The organism is Lacrimispora sp., from assembly GCF_047605665.1.
Classification (GTDB): Bacteria; Bacillota; Clostridia; order Lachnospirales; family Lachnospiraceae; genus Lacrimispora.
Map to the genome: position 1 here is coordinate 1 of NZ_JASGFH010000005.1, position 14,820 is coordinate 14,820.

Annotated in this window: 18 protein-coding genes; all 18 read right to left on the reverse strand. The window is 47.0% G+C overall.

The window, feature by feature from the left end:
• On the reverse strand, positions 1–551 hold a 551-nt coding region (locus tag QM657_RS04905; protein ID WP_415065442.1), incomplete at its 3' end, for a translation initiation factor IF-2 N-terminal domain-containing protein.
• Positions 538–861 (reverse strand): L7Ae/L30e/S12e/Gadd45 family ribosomal protein, encoded by a 324-nt coding sequence (locus QM657_RS04910; protein ID WP_415065672.1) that lies wholly within the window; start codon positions 859–861, stop codon positions 538–540. The genes QM657_RS04905 and QM657_RS04910, both read right to left, overlap by 14 nt.
• Before the next feature lie 19 nt (positions 862–880).
• Positions 881–1,150, reverse strand: a complete 270-nt coding sequence (rnpM, locus tag QM657_RS04915; RefSeq protein WP_415065443.1) for an RNase P modulator RnpM — start codon at positions 1,148–1,150, stop codon at positions 881–883.
• Positions 1,151–1,172: 22 nt separating this feature from the next.
• Positions 1,173–2,360 carry a transcription termination factor NusA gene (nusA, locus tag QM657_RS04920; RefSeq protein WP_415065444.1) on the reverse strand — a complete coding sequence of 396 codons (1,188 nt, stop codon included), beginning with the start codon at positions 2,358–2,360 and terminating at the stop codon, positions 1,173–1,175.
• A 28-nt stretch (positions 2,361–2,388) separates the two neighbouring features.
• A complete protein-coding gene (rimP, locus tag QM657_RS04925; protein ID WP_415065445.1) occupies positions 2,389–2,856 on the reverse strand; it encodes a ribosome maturation factor RimP in 468 nt (155 codons plus the stop codon).
• 273 nt (positions 2,857–3,129) lie between these two features.
• On the reverse strand, positions 3,130–3,999 hold the full coding sequence (locus QM657_RS04930) for a nucleoside hydrolase (RefSeq protein ID WP_415065446.1): 870 nt from the start codon (positions 3,997–3,999) through the stop codon (positions 3,130–3,132).
• A 6-nt stretch (positions 4,000–4,005) separates the two neighbouring features.
• On the reverse strand, positions 4,006–5,028 hold the full coding sequence (locus QM657_RS04935; protein WP_415065447.1) for an ABC transporter ATP-binding protein: 1,023 nt from the start codon (positions 5,026–5,028) through the stop codon (positions 4,006–4,008).
• Positions 5,029–5,072: 44 nt separating this feature from the next.
• Positions 5,073–5,894, reverse strand: coding sequence for an ABC transporter permease (locus tag QM657_RS04940; protein ID WP_415065448.1), 822 nt, complete (start codon positions 5,892–5,894; stop codon positions 5,073–5,075).
• Positions 5,891–6,766 carry an ABC transporter permease gene (locus tag QM657_RS04945; protein ID WP_415065449.1) on the reverse strand — a complete coding sequence of 292 codons (876 nt, stop codon included), beginning with the start codon at positions 6,764–6,766 and terminating at the stop codon, positions 5,891–5,893. The genes QM657_RS04940 and QM657_RS04945 overlap by 4 nt, the downstream gene beginning before the upstream one ends.
• Positions 6,766–8,037, reverse strand: a complete 1,272-nt coding sequence (locus QM657_RS04950) for an ABC transporter substrate-binding protein (RefSeq protein ID WP_415065450.1) — start codon at positions 8,035–8,037, stop codon at positions 6,766–6,768. The genes QM657_RS04945 and QM657_RS04950 overlap by 1 nt, the downstream gene beginning before the upstream one ends.
• Before the next feature lie 36 nt (positions 8,038–8,073).
• Positions 8,074–8,970, reverse strand: coding sequence for a rhodanese-like domain-containing protein (locus tag QM657_RS04955; protein ID WP_415065451.1), 897 nt, complete (start codon positions 8,968–8,970; stop codon positions 8,074–8,076).
• Between the two features lie 149 nt (positions 8,971–9,119).
• On the reverse strand, positions 9,120–10,124 hold the full coding sequence (locus QM657_RS04960; RefSeq protein WP_415065452.1) for a phosphotransferase family protein: 1,005 nt from the start codon (positions 10,122–10,124) through the stop codon (positions 9,120–9,122).
• A gap of 97 nt (positions 10,125–10,221) precedes the next feature.
• Positions 10,222–11,559 (reverse strand): TIGR04283 family arsenosugar biosynthesis glycosyltransferase, encoded by a 1,338-nt coding sequence (locus QM657_RS04965; protein WP_415065453.1) that lies wholly within the window; start codon positions 11,557–11,559, stop codon positions 10,222–10,224.
• On the reverse strand, positions 11,560–12,012 hold the full coding sequence (locus QM657_RS04970) for a C-GCAxxG-C-C family protein (protein WP_415065454.1): 453 nt from the start codon (positions 12,010–12,012) through the stop codon (positions 11,560–11,562).
• A 1-nt stretch (position 12,013) separates the two neighbouring features.
• Complete coding sequence (locus tag QM657_RS04975) at positions 12,014–12,682, reverse strand: TVP38/TMEM64 family protein (RefSeq protein ID WP_415065673.1); 669 nt, start codon at positions 12,680–12,682, stop codon at positions 12,014–12,016.
• Positions 12,683–12,714: 32 nt separating this feature from the next.
• Positions 12,715–13,710 (reverse strand): (Fe-S)-binding protein, encoded by a 996-nt coding sequence (locus QM657_RS04980; RefSeq protein WP_415065455.1) that lies wholly within the window; start codon positions 13,708–13,710, stop codon positions 12,715–12,717.
• The gene (locus QM657_RS04985; protein ID WP_415065456.1) at positions 13,700–14,380 is read right to left on the reverse strand and encodes a TVP38/TMEM64 family protein; all 681 of its coding nucleotides are present in this window, start codon (positions 14,378–14,380) and stop codon (positions 13,700–13,702) included. The genes QM657_RS04980 and QM657_RS04985 overlap by 11 nt, the downstream gene beginning before the upstream one ends.
• Positions 14,370–14,804 carry a hypothetical protein gene (locus QM657_RS04990; protein WP_415065457.1) on the reverse strand — a complete coding sequence of 145 codons (435 nt, stop codon included), beginning with the start codon at positions 14,802–14,804 and terminating at the stop codon, positions 14,370–14,372. Before QM657_RS04990 ends, QM657_RS04985 begins: the two co-directional genes overlap by 11 nt.
• Positions 14,805–14,820: the final 16 nt, after the last annotated feature.

Here is a 14,820-nt window from a genome sequence, read left to right on the forward strand (position 1 = left end):
GGTCTTCCTTCACGGTTTCCCTGGTAACCGCCCTGACCCTGGGGTCTTCCTTCACGGTTTCCCTGGTAACCGCCCTGGCCCTGGGGTCTTCCTTCACGGTTTCCCTGGTAGCCGCCCTGACCCTGGGGTCTTGGTTCGCGGTTTCCCTGCTCTCCAGCTCCGGTCTGCTCTGAAGTCTGCTGTCCTCTCGGTGCATAATCTCTGGGAGCTCCGCCCTGTCCGGGAGCCTGAGAAGGTCTGCTGTCATTTCTTTGCTGGCCTCTGACCTCTCTGCCGCCCTGTCCCTGTCCCTGGGGCTTCATCTGGGCGTTCTGGGGCCTGTATACTGCTGCGATCTTTTTCTTCGGAGCATCGCCCTCTCCTGCCGGTTCGCTGGAACGGGCCGGGGAGGAACCCTGGGGTCTGCCGCCCATCTCCTTCTTCACAATCGCCACATGTTCATCCGTAACATTGGAAGAACTTTTTAAATTTATATTATGCTTTTCCAGGATATCCAGTACTTCCTTACTGCTATCCTTTCCCAGTTCCTTTGCCAAATCATATACTCTCATGCTTTCCTCCATTCTGTGCAGGTTCTGCCTCTGTATTCATTAGTTTCACGACTGCCTTTGCAAACCCATTATCCACGATAGCCAGAGAGGTTCGCATCTCCTTGCCCATAGCGTGGCCCAGTTCATTCTTACTTGCGAAGAAATAGATTGGAACCTTATAGTGAGTACACATATTGGTAAACATCTTTCTGGTGTTATCCGAGGCCTCCTCAGAAATGATCACCAGACTTGCCTTACCCGCCTTAACGGAATTTTCTGTCATGAATTCTCCGCTGGCGATCTTTCCCGCCTTTGTGGCCAGGCCGATCATGCCCAGGATTTTCTGTCTGTTATCCAAACTGCTCCATCTCCTTTTCCAGGGTTTCGTATACTTCCTTGGGAATCGCCATCTTGAAAGAACGTTCCAGTCCTTTGCTTTTCACTGCCTTCTTAAAACACTCCATCGAAGGGCAGAGGTAAGCTCCCCGTCCGTTTTTACGTCCGGTTGCATCAAGAATCAGTTCTTCCTCCGGGGTTTTCAGTACACGAATCATCTCTTTTTTACTTTTCATCTCACCACAGCCAACACACTGTCTTAGCGGTATCTTTTTTGTACTCACGTTCCATCACTTCCTGTTTTCTTTATTCCTGGTCATCTCCCTCCAGGCTGCTTTCCTGGTAGTCGTTTTTAAACTCCGGCTTAAAGCCGTGCACTTCATCCTGAACGTTTCCGTAGCTCTCATATCCGGAATTTTCCTCCTGATACTCAAGCCCCAGCTCTTCAAAAAGTCCCAGTTCTCTCGCCTGTGTCTCACTCTTGATGTCAATCTTAAAACCGGTCAGCCTTGCTGCAAGCCTGGCGTTCTGTCCTTCCTTACCGATGGCAAGGGAAAGCTGGTAATCCGGCACAATGACCTGTGCCTCCTTTGATTCCTCATCTGCCACAACACAGATAACCTTTGCCGGGCTCAATGCATTTTCAATTAAGTACGCAGGGTTATCATCCCAGTTGATGATATCGATTTTTTCGCCTCTTAACTCACTGACGATGAAGTTGACCCTGGCTCCGTTTAAGCCTACACATGCTCCTACCGGATCTACATTGGAATCGTTGGATTTCACTGCGATCTTGGTTCTGGAGCCCGCTTCTCTTGCAATGGCCTTGATTTCAACGGTTCCGTCCTTTACCTCTGCAACCTCAGATTCAAAGAGGCGCTTGACAAGGTCCGGGTGGGTTCTGGAAACAGAAATCCTTGGGCCCTTTGGCGTATCCTTTACCTCCAGGACAAAAACCTTGATCCTTTCGGTTGGCTTAAACACTTCACCTTTTACCATCTCAGTCTCATTGAGAATGGCATCCACTTTTCCCAGATTGATGCTCACGTTTCTGCCTAAATATCTCTGTACAATACCCGGAACAACCTCTCTCTCCTGGCAATACCAGTCGTTGAAAAGAGATTTTCTTCCCTCCTCACGGATCTTTTGCAGAATCACGTTCTTGGCATTCTGGGTGGCGATTCTGCCAAACTTCTTGGAATCAATGGGAGTCTGGATCACATCTCCGATATCGTATTTGGGATCTGTCATCTTAGCCTCTGCCAGGCTGATTTGAAGAAGAGGATCTTCCACTGTTTCAACCACTTCTTTTTCCGCATAAACATTGAAATCGCAGGTTTCACGATTGATGCTGACCTTTACATTATCCGCTTTCCCGAAGTGGTTCTTGCACGCTGTAATGAGAGAATTTTCAATAGCCTCCAGCAGAGTGTCTTTGCTGATATTATTCTCCTTTTCCAGAATATTCAGTGCTTCTAACAGTTCCTTATTCATTTTTTTATCCTCCTAATATACTTACTGTTTAGAAATCAAATGCCAGACGGATCAATGCGATCTCACGCCGGTTCAGCTCAAGCTCCGCTCCATCCTCTAAGGTAATGGTCACAGTTTCCTTGTCATACGCTTTCAGTGTTCCTGTAAATTCTTTTTGCTTGTTAAGGGGTTTATAAAGCCTGATGTCCACATCTTCTCCGATGCTTCTGTCAAAGTCCTTCTCCTTTTTTAAAGGCCTTCCAAGGCCTGGAGAACTGACTTCTAAAATATAGCTGTCTGCAATAAAGTCCTTTTCATCCAGCCATTCTCCCAGCCTGCGGCTTATGACCTCGCAGTCATCCACCGTAATTCCGCCTTCTTTATCTATATAAGCTCTTAAATACCAGTTTCCTGCTTCTTTTACATATTCCACATCAACCAGTTCGAAATGGTTCTCTTCTACAAGGGGCTGCAGAAAGCGTTCCGTCTTTACCTCGTACTCTTCTCTTTTTGTCATGTTCTTCCCACCTTTCCAAACCGCCTTTATTCCCGCAAGCAATGAGCCAAATGCAGAAATGCAAGCATTCCTGCATTTGGCGAATGCTGCGAGGATCAAATACCCTGTAGCTTGCTGCGGGGTATTGATCTCTTTGACCTGCTCTTACACAAATTGAAAGAGTGGACATATGCCCACTCTTTTCCAGCCAAATATTCATGTTATCTTAACTAGTATAGCACTGTTCCCTCCGCATTGCAAGGGTTTTTTGGATTTTTTCAGTATTCCCGCAGTTTATGCCATGGGAACCTGAAACCATGTGTGGTAGATATGGTCTTTATACGGCTCTTCTTCTCCGATTACAGGAAGGTTGCACACGCTGTTTCCCTCCTTCGCTTCACGCAGATATCCCCTCTTTAAATCCTCCTGGGAAACCAGAAATGTCTTCTTCTCATCCATGAAGAGCTCCGGATGCATCAGATATACCGCTGCCGTCACATCCCAGTTATAAAATCCTTTGATGCCATAATCCTCTTCATTATATCCAAACCAGTAATCGGTCTTTGTGCGGATGTAGGAAGCCGCTTTGCTGTCTGAGGCAAATAGGCGTTCTTTGTATTCCGCTTTTGTAAACAATACTTTCAGACAGTTGTTTCCGGTGATCACGGAGAGGTTTCTTCCTTTTGTGAGAACTGTCCGGGAAGCCAGGGAATCGCAGGAAAAATTAAGCTCATCCATCACCTTTTTTTCAAAAACAAGAGGGCTTGTGATCCCTCCCATCACCACGATTTCCTTCACCTTTTTAAAGAAATTCCGGTCTCTTTCATAGGCTCCCCGAAGGTTGGTGAGAGAACCTGTCGCCAGAATGGACAATTCGCCTTCGTATTGATCCGCCATATGAGCGAGGTAATCCGCAGCCTCACTTTCATAGACTCCGCAGGCCTTCCCTCCCATCTTCACCGGAATGTCTTCACGCCCCAGCTCCTTTAACATGGTTTGAAGCGTAGTGTATACAACATCCAGCCGGTTATTCCCATAAGTGGCTGTAATCCCGTGCAGCTTTGCCGACGGGCTGCCAAGGAGGTACATGAGGGCGAGGCCGTCATCCACATCACAGTCCTTTACCCCAAAGGTATTGTCACAGTCAAATACGATATGCTTCATCTGATCTCACCCTTCTATCCGAAACCATGCGGCTTCTTTTTCTTCTATTATAATACGGGCCTGTCCTCCCCGCTCCAGTTCCAGCTCTTCCAGAGTGCGGCTTGGCATATGGCTGAACATAATTCCCTCCGATGTCCCCATCTCCACTTCCGCCATTTCTCCCATAAACGTAATATTCAAGACGGTATCGGCTCCGCCATTTTCAAGCCTTACAGAAAGGGGCCTGATCATCGCTTCATAATTCCCATCCTCCAAATCAGCCTCCGCCTCAAACAGCCTGCTGCAAAACCTGTGATTTTTAACTTTCCCTTTTACATAGTTTGCCTTTCCAAAGTATTCCGCCACTTCTTTAGACGCAGGATTGCGGAATATATTCTTTGGCGTGTCATACTGCAGAATCCCTCCGCCGCTCATGAGCGCAATCCTGTCCGACATCTGGAGAGCTTCTCTTTTTTCATGGGTCACCAGGATGGTGGTGATGTTCCGCTCCCGATGAAGCTTCTTCACAAGACTGCCCATCTCCTGCCTCAAATGTTCGTCAAGACCGGAAAAGGGCTCATCTAAAAGCAGGATTCCCGGATCAGCGGCAAGGGCTCTTGCCAGGGCAACCCTCTGCTTCTGCCCCCCTGAGATTTCCTTCACTCTCCGGTTCTCAAAACCGGAAAGCTGCACTTCCTCCAGCAGCCGTTTCACCCTTTCTTTTCTGACATCTTTCGGCACCTTCTGAATCTCCATGGGAAATCCGATGTTTCGTTCCACGGTCATGTGGGGAAACAGCCTCAAATCCTGAAATACGATGACCATCCCTCTTTTTTCAGGAGGCATTCCCACAACCGAAGTATCCCGTACCCGGATATCTCCCTCCCTGATTTCCAGAAGTCCTGCTGCGCTTTTTAAAAGCGTGGTCTTTCCGCAGCCGGATGGCCCTAAAAGGGAAATGAATTCCCCTTCCTTCATATCCAGGCTGATTCCGTGAAGAATCTCCTTTTTTTGCAACACTACTTTCAGATTTTCAATGGTAAGACTCATGATTTTTTCCTTTTCCTGACCCGCCGGGGAGTCCCTGATTCACGTTATTCCGACGTATAAAATTCTCCTTCGCCCCGCTTCATATAGCGCCCGGCAGCCCCTTCCAACACGGCAAATACCGCCAATGTAACACCGAGAAAAACCCCGCTGTAAATGCTGGCAATATTTCTGTCTCCGCTTTGGAGATAGGGAACCATAACAATGGTAAAGGTCTTCACCCTTCCCCCTCCGATCATCAGCGTGAGAAAATACTGGCTGAAGGAAACCACATAAGACATGCTTATGGCCGGCAGAATAACAGGCATCAGCACCGGCAGAGACACCTTATAAAAAGCCTGGAACGGAGAGGCCCCCAATACCCGCGCCTGTTCCTCCAGCCGTTTTCCCACTGCCTGGGTTCCCTCCATAATGAGGCGTACCGCATAGGGAAGGGATGATATCAGATGGGCGATGATAATCCCTGAAATTCTGTTATTCAGCCCCATCTTAATAAATGTGATCTGTATTCCCATTGCAAATACAGTGGCAGGCACCATAAAGGGAAGGATGGTGAAAAAATACATCAGCCTTTTTCCGGGAAAGCAGTATAAAATCATGGCTCTTGCCGTCATAAGGCCGATCACTCCGGATAAAACCGCCGTAACTCCGGAGATCAGAATGCTTGACCCCAATATCTGCAAAAGCTCTCTTTTCCTTCCCGCCACCTCCAAGACAGCCCTTATGGAAAACACCTGAGGGATCAGCTTTGGCCATGCCCACCTCTCTGTAAATATCCATATTAATAAAGTGGCAGCAGGCAGAAGAATTCCGGCAATCAGCAGACATAGGATCATATTGGAAAACAATGGCGCTCTTTTTTTCTTCATATCTGTGCCTCATCCGTCAAATCTTTCATATTTTTCTGCATCATTAAAAAATAAAGCAAGGCGCTCAAAAGAGAAACCGCAATGATGATTCCATTGAGAGCCATGGCATAAGGGCGGTTTCTCAAATCCGGGTGAATATACTGCTGATAGGCCAGAACCGGCAGGGCTTTAGGAAGTGTGGCGCCCAAAAGAAGGGGAAGTTCATAGGCCCCAAGGGCAAATACAAAAATGATCAGAAAGCCGCTCACAATCGTATTTCTGCACAAGGGAAGAGTCACCTTCCAAAAGACTGCCAACGGCCCTGCTCCCAAATTCACAGCCGCTTCTCCCAGGCTCCCGTTGATATTTGCCATGAGGGAAATGACAAAGTAAATAATAAATGGAATTTCCTTCCACAGATAAGCCAGAATAATTCCAATCCCGTGAGAATCGTAAATTACCAGGGGAAACTGGACCTGTTCCTGAATCATGCCCAGGGCGTATGCGATTCTTGCAAGAATTCCGTTTCTGGAAAAAATATTGAGGATAAAAAGAGCCGCCATAACGTGAGGAATGATAATGGGAAGCTGAACAATCCGCATCATCATTCCTCTGTTTTTTTGTCTTGCGACACATACACAGCAAAAAAACACTCCTCCTGCGGTTGCCAAAACTGCCGAGATCAGGGCAATTCTAAGGCTGTACAACAGGGAGTGAATCATATCAGGCCGTGATAAAACCTCTTTATAGTAAAAAAGAGTTGGCTCCTTTAACCCAAAAGCTGGAATTACCCCTAAACTTTGGGTAATTCCAGTAATCAGTCCTATCATAAATAAAACGGTAAGTATGATCTGAGGAGCCAGAAGCAAGTATGGCATCAGCTTTTTTTTCATTATTTTCCTGCTACTTCCTCTGCCCATATTTCCTCAATCAGCACAACGAGCTGGGCAGGCATTTCCGGAAGGCGTTTTGATAAAAGCTCATCCTGGGGAATGGTTCCTTTTCCAAGGTCCACCTGATCAAATGCCTCTTTCTGTTCCCTGGAAAGCTTTGAGTTATCAAGCACCGGAATCACCTTCATGGTTTCATAGCGGTCTGCCTGAATCTCCGGAGACAGCATCTCATTGATCGCCACCATGGCTCCGGCTTTATTGCCGGAATTGGCTGCAATGGCCATGAAATTGGTATTTCCAATGGTCCCCTTGTCAAACTGAAATGACTGGGTTGTTTCCGTATAAGCTCCGTCTGCTATTTTAACAGCCGTCCCGTAAGCATCATAAGTCATATTCAAAACTACTTCTCCGTCTGAAAACATGTTGTCCAGAGTGGGAGCGGAATCCGGGAAGGTCTTCCCTTCATTCCATAAGTAAGGGTTTAACTCTCTTAAGTACGCCATAGCAGGTTCTACTGCCGCTCTCACAGTTTCCTTATCCGCTTCCATATCCAAAAACTGCTCATATCCGCAGATTTCATAAATGATATTTCTCACAAATGCGCTTCCTGTAAAATCAGGCAGAGCCGGGTAAGTCACCTTTTGGGGATACTTGCGGACAAATTCCTTTAATGCCTCTGCACTCTCAGGAAGCTCCGGTGTTACGGCTGTATCAGCGATCAATACGATCTGGGCCTTTCCGTAAGGAGCTTCAAATCCCTCAATGGGATATGCGAAGTCAAGAGTCACATCCTCAGACTGCGGATCAATATAGTCCTGGAAGTTGGGAAGCTGATCTGCAAATGGGCCGTACAGCATGTTATTTTCCTTTGCAGACCGGAAGTTCTCCCCGTTGATCCAGATCATGTCAATGGTTCCGTCCTTTTCCCCTGCCTGGATTTCTCCCGACAACTGGCTCAATATCTGGTCAATGTCCATGGGGACACGCTCCATGGTGATATCGTACTTTTCCTTCATGACAGAAGCGAAGGTATTGTCCAGCCACTGATTCAGCTTTTCATCTCCGCCCCAGCCATAAAATGTGACAACCGTCCCTTTTGCTTCCTCTTTCAGGCTGTCAAAGGATACTTCTTCCGCTTTTGCGGCATCTGTAACTTTCGCCGCTTCCGTGGCCTGGGTTGTCTCGTCTTTTGTTTTTTCCCCGTTTCCGCAGGCTGTTATGGAAAGGGCCATAGCCATTGCCAGCAGCGCTGCTGAAATTCTCTTTTTCATCTCATGTCTCCGTCTCTTATTCTTCTATGCGGTTTATTATTTTACAAATGCCGCCTGAATATCACTGTTCTTTGCGCCGCCTTCAATGATGAATAAGTTCTTTTCATCAAATCCAGCATCCTTTAAAATAGAAACGGCTGTTTTGGCAATCGGGTCTCCGATGTAGCATAAGAAATATACAGGTTCTTCTTTATTGAGCTTCTCTACTGCCATATCATACATAGCCTTCTGGGCATCAGCATTCTGAAACTCTTTTAAGTCCACGTGAAGGGAATTTTCGATATGACCTTCTGCATATGCGCCCTTGTCACGCACATCCACGATCTGTGCATTCTCTATGACGAGAACGTCTGCTCCCTTGATATACTGCCACTCAATTCCTTCTTCTACACGGTTTGTTGTAAGGACACCCTCTTCTTTCAGGGCTTTTGCGCCTCCCTCAACGGTATAGATTAAGTTTTTATCAATTCCGGCTTCCTGCAGCACAGTTGTAGCCTTCTGGGCGCCTCTCTGTCCGCTGTTGCAGATGATGTAGATTTTCTCTCCATCTTTCAAATTCTTTTCTGCATATTCCTTCATTTTATCTGCCAGGGACTCATCCTCCAGCGGGAAAATAGGCTGCCACTCTGAATTGACAACTCTTCCTGAACCGTAGTTTGACCACTCTCTTACATCGAGAACATGGATGCCTCCGTCAGTAGCCGCTTTTACTGCTTCCTGAGCAGATACGAACTGGTATTCTTCTTTTGAAGCGGTTTCTGCTGCCGCACTCTGCGCTGCTGTTGTGCTCTCTGCCGCTGTGCTTGCTGCCGCTGTTGTGCTCTCTGCTGCAGTTGTTTCTTTCGCTGCTCCTGCATTTCCTGAACCACAGCCTGTGATCATGGATGCTGTCATGGCTGATGCTAACATAAGTACTAAAAATCTTTTCTTCATAATAAATCTTTTCCTCCTGGGTTTGCTCAGTGTTCGTCTCTTATTTCGACACTGCATGATCATGATTATAAATGTTTCTTCCTGTTCATTCAAGTGAAAATACCCGAATCACCTATTCATTTATTCCATATGCCTATAGATACTTTCTATTAATCCACAATTTTTGCCATTTTATCCAAAAATTCATGACTCAAATACGCTTCCAGCTTCCGGGCCGTGGACTCATTGAATATCTCTTTTCCCGGCTGCTGATATTCCACCCAGGCCATAGCGCACCAGGTAATCCCCCTTAGGCATGTGACCGGAATATAGGTCATTGTCCGCTCTTTTAAGCCCTTTGTATCAAACCTTCCCCCCACCTTTTCCAGATACACGTCCAGAAAGTCCTCCATCCGGTCCTTTTCCAGAATCACGTCTGTTTTCCAGAAGGTTGTGGTAGGCGCAAGAAAATGTCCCAGGTCCTGAGCCGGGTCGCCGTAAAGAGGCTTTTCCCAGTCGATCAGATAATTGCCTTCCTGCTCTCCATTGATGAGAAAATTAGTAGAATTCAGCTCTGTGTTAATACAGCACCGGTAAACAGGGCTTTCTAAACTGTCCACCCGCTCCCAGCCCTTTTTCAGCATCCGTCTTATCTTTTTCTTCTTTTCCCCGTCACCCAGATCAGAACTTTCATACTTTAAAAACATCGCCTCACACTCTTCCAAAATCGCCTTTAAAGGATTCTCCGGAACGAGGAGAGAATGGTCGTCTGCAATGGGAACGCTGTGTATATCCGCCAGACAGTCCGCCGCATAATGAAGTTCCCTTTCATAATCCAGCCCATGTCCCGGAAGGTATTCCATCACCATGATTCCATACGGAATCCGTTCTTTTGTTCCATCCACATAAAACGGCTTTGGAGTCCGTCCTGAACCAGTTAACAGCTCCAGAGCCTTATATTCATATCCAATCTGGTCCTCCAGATGCATCTGGCTCCCAAAATTCACCCGCAGAACCAGTTTTTTGCCTGTAACCGGATGAAGGAACAGATAATTTCTGTTATACTCCCCCTGAGCCAGCATCCGGTACTCCTCTGTCACCTTTTCCGGAAGCCCCAGACCTTCCCGGTATCCGCTCCACCCGATATATTCCGCCAATCCCTGTACCTGATTCATAATTTTATCTCCTGATGAACCAACCGGATATGCAAGTATATCCGGTTGGTTCACAAACTCAAAATTGAAAGATGCTTTTCTTTCAACTCTACTCCGTCTACCTCACATCCCGGTACATATCCGAAATCCGTTCTATGGGAACGCCTTTCCGGTACATGCTCCGGAGCCGGTTCATCTTCCACATAAGTTTCAATTTCGGTATTGTGCCTTTGGGAAAACGCCTGTCCGATGTATAAATCCGCTTCTTTGCCATTCCAAGCTTCACGTGCATTTCCTTTAAGGTCAGGGAAAACCGGTAGTCCTCCATAATGGGAATCTCAGGAAACATACCGGCTTCAAAGAACAGTTCCCGGTCTATAAAAATCCCCTGGTCCCCAAACATGACTTTCCTGTCCTTAATCCTGTGGTTGGAAATCACCCGGCAGGTAAACATAAAAAAATTCCGGGAATGAAATGCGATTCCAAAGCATCCGGCCCGGTAATCCCTCATCACTCTTCTGATTTCTTCCAAAGGCTTTTCAGGAAGTTCACTGTCACAGTGCAGAAAAAACAGAATGTCCCCGCGGCTGGCCATTGCCCCTGTGTTCATCTGCTTTCCTCTTCCCTTTTCACTGTGAATCACCCGGTATCCCGGCTCTATGAGTTCCAGGGTGCGGTCTGTACTGCCTCCGTCCACAAACAGAATTTCACATTTTCCCCGCAGGTCTTTCAGTTGTTTCTGCAGCTTTTTAATGTCTTTTTCTTCATTATAGATCGGTATGATGATGGAGACAGAAGCTGTTTTTGCAACGTATTTCCCGGTTTTTCTATACTTTAAGCTTTCCCTTCCCTGCATCCGTTTCCGGTATTCCCTTAAATCTGACAGGGTGTCTATATCCCACAGCTTTTTTGTGTAGCCGACAGTCATTCCTGCCTGGGAGAGAGTCTTCACCGTATCCTCCAGAACAGTCCCATGGCCATACCGTCCAAGGCCAAAAGCTTCCGGGCAGGCTTTTTTCAGCCCTATGAGATAATAGCCGCCGTCATACGTTTTACCAAAGACCACATCCCGGTTTTCAAGCACCGCAAACGCATGTTTTAAATAACCGGACCGCAGCTCCGGAATATCCGTTCCAATGAGAAGGCATTGGTCGTATCCCCTGGAAAACACTTCTTCAAAAGCCCGGTGCATCCGTTCTCCCAGATGTTCACCCTGCTGCCCGAAATACCCTTTCTGTTCTCCTAAAATTCCCTCCAGAAACTTCTGCTCCCTTTCCCCATCCGGGGTATGACAGACGAAAATATCCGCCCCGGTTTTTTCACATTCCCGGCCAATGTCCTTTAAAAAGCAGATATGAAGCCTGGCACACTGGCGGGGCGAAAAGGTGTGCATCAGCCTGGTCTTCGTCTTTCCCGGCAGCGGCACTCTTGTAAATATAATAATCGCCTGTTTCATCTATACAATCTTCCATAAAATTTCTATCGTATCCTCTACAACCTGGGGACAGAACCGGAGAAACAGGCCTTTTTCCATGACCTTTTCCAGTTCTTCTTTCTTTGAAATATCATGCCCCAGCAAATCACGGCAGATACAGGAGGGGTATTTTTCCGCAAACATCCGTTTAAACTTTGCCGTTTTCTGCTTCATCATCTCTTTCTGGAGGACATCCCCCTCTTTGCAGTGCCCGTACTTCATCCCAAGAACCATCAAGGCGCCTGTGACAGCGCCGCAGGTTTCTGCGCACTGCATTCCCCCTCCAAAGCAGGAGGAAACCTTCCAAAGCATTTCCTTATCCATTTCCAGTTCCTTTGCAAATGCCCCTGTCACCACCTGGGAACAGTCGATCCCCTGGAGGAATAATTCTCTGATCTCTTCAAGGCCTGTTTCCTGTCCCTGAAAATCTTCCATTTTATCTGCCTCCTTTTTTCATTTGTCTTTCTACGTATATCCTCCTTGCCATAACAATGAGAGCTGACAGCGCAAAGAGTATGAGAAGCCCTGTCACAAGCAGCCTGGTGCCTCCTGACAGCATGCCTCCCACATAAGAATAAACGATGGTAGCCGGAAGCTGTCCGATTCCGGTTGCAAGAAAGAAAGAGCCAAAGGACATGGAAGTGAGTCCTGCCCCATAACTCACCAGATCAAAGGACACAAAAGGCAGAAGGCGGCAGATTAACACCGTATTTCTTCCATACTTTTCAAAAAACGAATCAATCTGCTTTAATCCTGTTTTGCTCGTCAGCTTTTCTGCGGCGTCTCTTCCCAGGATTCTTGCGATGTAAAAGCATACCGCTGCCCCTGCCATGGCGCTTGTCCAGGAAAGGATGGCGCCCTGCCACCAGCCGAATAAATTGGCGTTTGCAAAGGTGAGGAGAAAGGCCGGAAGGGGCGCAGCCACGGACTGAAATATCATGAGTAAAAAGGATATTGCAGCCGCATAAACACCCCAGGAGGCGATAAAATCCTTCACCACCCCAAAATCTCCGCTTGCAAACATTTTAAACACCTGATTCATGGTTCCTCTTACTGACGGAATCGCATAATAGCTTACAACTGCGCCTCCGATTATTAAAATCATTCCTGCTTTTTTCATTATATCACGTTTTTCAGTCATTGTCCTTCTCTCCGGTATTTCGCCTTCAGGCGGTTTACGACAGACCGGCCCGTATCCGGCCTTTCTTCTCTTTCTAATATTTCCAAAAGGATATGCTTCGTACCGTCATATCCATTTCTCACAAAATTCCCTGAACAGGAGGCGCAGTAGGTATAAACGGTTTCCTCTTTCTCCCGGAATATGCCGCGCACCATCTCATCTGCCAGGTCCTTTTCTTTTTTTCCTGCACACCCTCCCAATCCGCAGCATTGCACATCAGAAATGATATCCGGGTCCTCCTTTAAAAATGCCCGTATATGTCCAAGCAGTTCCCGGCTTTCCCGGTCCGGACAGGGCGGAAATACGGTAAGCTTTTCTTCAATCACTTTTCCGATTCCAAGTTCCTGCAGCTTCTGATAGATGCTCACAATCTTTATATTCAGACGGGGCTTTAAAAAATCATAGCAGTTGGGGCACATGGTAACCACTTCCTCCACGCCCTTTTCTCTCAGCCCCTCTTCAATTCGCTCAATAATCTTCTGTTCCTGCTTCTTAAGCCCCAGTTCTGCAATGGGCTTTCCGCAGCAGTCAAACACAATTCCCCCATCCAGTTCTTCCCGGAACAGCTTTGCCAAATACTCCGTTGTCTCAGGATAATAGGAAGGAAAACTGCAGCCCGGAAAAAGCACAGTCTTTTTCATCCCCTGTCCGTAATTGCGGAATAAATAGTTCTGCTTTTCCTTCACCACCATTCCATAGCCCTTTTCACGGAGCTTTCCCTGGTTCTCCCTCACCTGTTCCTGGCGCATCCTTAAAATGATCTCTCTTCCGTCAATGCCCTCAGGACAGACCTGGGAGCATCTGCCGCATAAAAAGCAATGGTAAGCCAGCTCCTCAAGCTCTTTGACATCTCCGATATCAATCTTATATTTTTCCAGAAAGAGACAATTATGTCTGCACACATGGCAATGGGTACATGCAGACGGGTCCGTAATTCCCGGCTTATTTTCCATACTGTCCCTCCTGTATATATTTCTTCTTTAAAAACACTCCGATTCCCATGACTCCAACTGCCAATACCGCTGCAATTGTCAGATACAAAACGCGGTTTTCCTGATCCGCAAATCCGGCTGCTCCCACAGTATACATGGCTGTTCCCGGCAGCATAAAGACCAGGGAACCGATGATATAGGTGCTGAATTTAATATCTGTAATGCCGTAGGCAAAGTTTTGAAGATTGTAGGGAAATACCGGAACAAGCCGTGTAATGGCGAGAACGAACAGCTTGTTTTCTTCCGGGCTGTCAAACAGCCACTTGTTTAAATACCGGTTCCTGCTTACCATTGGTTTCACGCTGTCTTTTAAAAAGAACCTTCCCGCTCCAAAAGCCAGAGCAGCTCCGACTGTAGTCGCCGCTGAACAGCATACCGTACCCAGCACCGGACCGAATAAAAGTCCGGCAAACACGGCAAATGTAATTCCCGGAAGAGCCAGAAAGGTACAGCCTGCTATGGTGAGCAGGGTATAGACAGCAATGGCATAAGGGAGATTCTCCCTCACCCCCTGCTTAAAAAAAGCCAGATTATCTAAGTCACTGATATAGGAAGACCAGCCAAATATATGATTGAAACAAAAAATCACAAGGACGGTTCCCGCAAATATCCAAAGTTTTTTATCTTTCATCTTTTTTCTTTCCCCCCATGATGAGCGCTGCCCCTGCCTTCACGATCTGGAGCAGGGCGGCCAGCCCCAGCAGCAGGCTGATAAAATAATACGCTCTCATGGTTTTTATGGAGCTGATGCAGGTATAGGAAACATACAGCGTTGTCAGGATTGTCATGGCTGCATACGTGAAAGGGGCAGGTTTTTCCTGTCCCTTCCGTCTTTTTATCCAAATTGCCAAAAGCAAAAGCGTCACTGCTGTCAGAACCGCCACCGCCGTGTACTTTAATGTTTCCATGGGAAAGTCCTGCTCCCAGCTCTGGTTTTTATAAATCACATATCTGGCCATCCCCATCTTCCTTCGGGTAAAATAATGGACCAGATATGCACCTGCCAGGAAAAGCACTTCTGTAAAAGTCATGGCAGCATATCCTATTTTCTTCATGTCAGGCGCTCACACT

Excerpts from the sequence above, each read along its gene's own strand:
- QM657_RS04940 (WP_415065448.1), bottom strand. The coding sequence starts at position 5,894 with ATGAAGAAAAAAAGAGCGCCATTGTTTTCCAATATGATCCTATGTCTG.
- QM657_RS04930 (WP_415065446.1), bottom strand. The coding sequence starts at position 3,999 with ATGAAGCATATCGTATTTGACTGTGACAATACCTTTGGGGTAAAGGAC.
- QM657_RS04950 (WP_415065450.1), bottom strand. The coding sequence starts at position 8,037 with ATGAAAAAGAGAATTTCAGCAGCGCTGCTGGCAATGGCTATGGCCCTT.
- QM657_RS04955 (WP_415065451.1), bottom strand. The coding sequence starts at position 8,970 with ATGAAGAAAAGATTTTTAGTACTTATGTTAGCATCAGCCATGACAGCA.
- QM657_RS04975 (WP_415065673.1), bottom strand. The coding sequence starts at position 12,682 with ATGATTTTAATAATCGGAGGCGCAGTTGTAAGCTATTATGCGATTCCG.
- QM657_RS04965 (WP_415065453.1), bottom strand. The coding sequence starts at position 11,559 with ATGAAACAGGCGATTATTATATTTACAAGAGTGCCGCTGCCGGGAAAG.
- rimP (WP_415065445.1), bottom strand. The coding sequence starts at position 2,856 with ATGACAAAAAGAGAAGAGTACGAGGTAAAGACGGAACGCTTTCTGCAG.
- QM657_RS04985 (WP_415065456.1), bottom strand. The coding sequence starts at position 14,380 with ATGAAAGATAAAAAACTTTGGATATTTGCGGGAACCGTCCTTGTGATT.
- QM657_RS04960 (WP_415065452.1), bottom strand. The coding sequence starts at position 10,124 with ATGAATCAGGTACAGGGATTGGCGGAATATATCGGGTGGAGCGGATAC.
- nusA (WP_415065444.1), bottom strand. The coding sequence starts at position 2,360 with ATGAATAAGGAACTGTTAGAAGCACTGAATATTCTGGAAAAGGAGAAT.
- QM657_RS04935 (WP_415065447.1), bottom strand. The coding sequence starts at position 5,028 with ATGAGTCTTACCATTGAAAATCTGAAAGTAGTGTTGCAAAAAAAGGAG.
- QM657_RS04945 (WP_415065449.1), bottom strand. The coding sequence starts at position 6,766 with ATGAAAAAAAAGCTGATGCCATACTTGCTTCTGGCTCCTCAGATCATA.
- QM657_RS04990 (WP_415065457.1), bottom strand. The coding sequence starts at position 14,804 with ATGAAGAAAATAGGATATGCTGCCATGACTTTTACAGAAGTGCTTTTC.
- QM657_RS04910 (WP_415065672.1), bottom strand. The coding sequence starts at position 861 with ATGATCGGCCTGGCCACAAAGGCGGGAAAGATCGCCAGCGGAGAATTC.
- QM657_RS04970 (WP_415065454.1), bottom strand. The coding sequence starts at position 12,012 with ATGGAAGATTTTCAGGGACAGGAAACAGGCCTTGAAGAGATCAGAGAA.
- QM657_RS04980 (WP_415065455.1), bottom strand. The coding sequence starts at position 13,710 with ATGGAAAATAAGCCGGGAATTACGGACCCGTCTGCATGTACCCATTGC.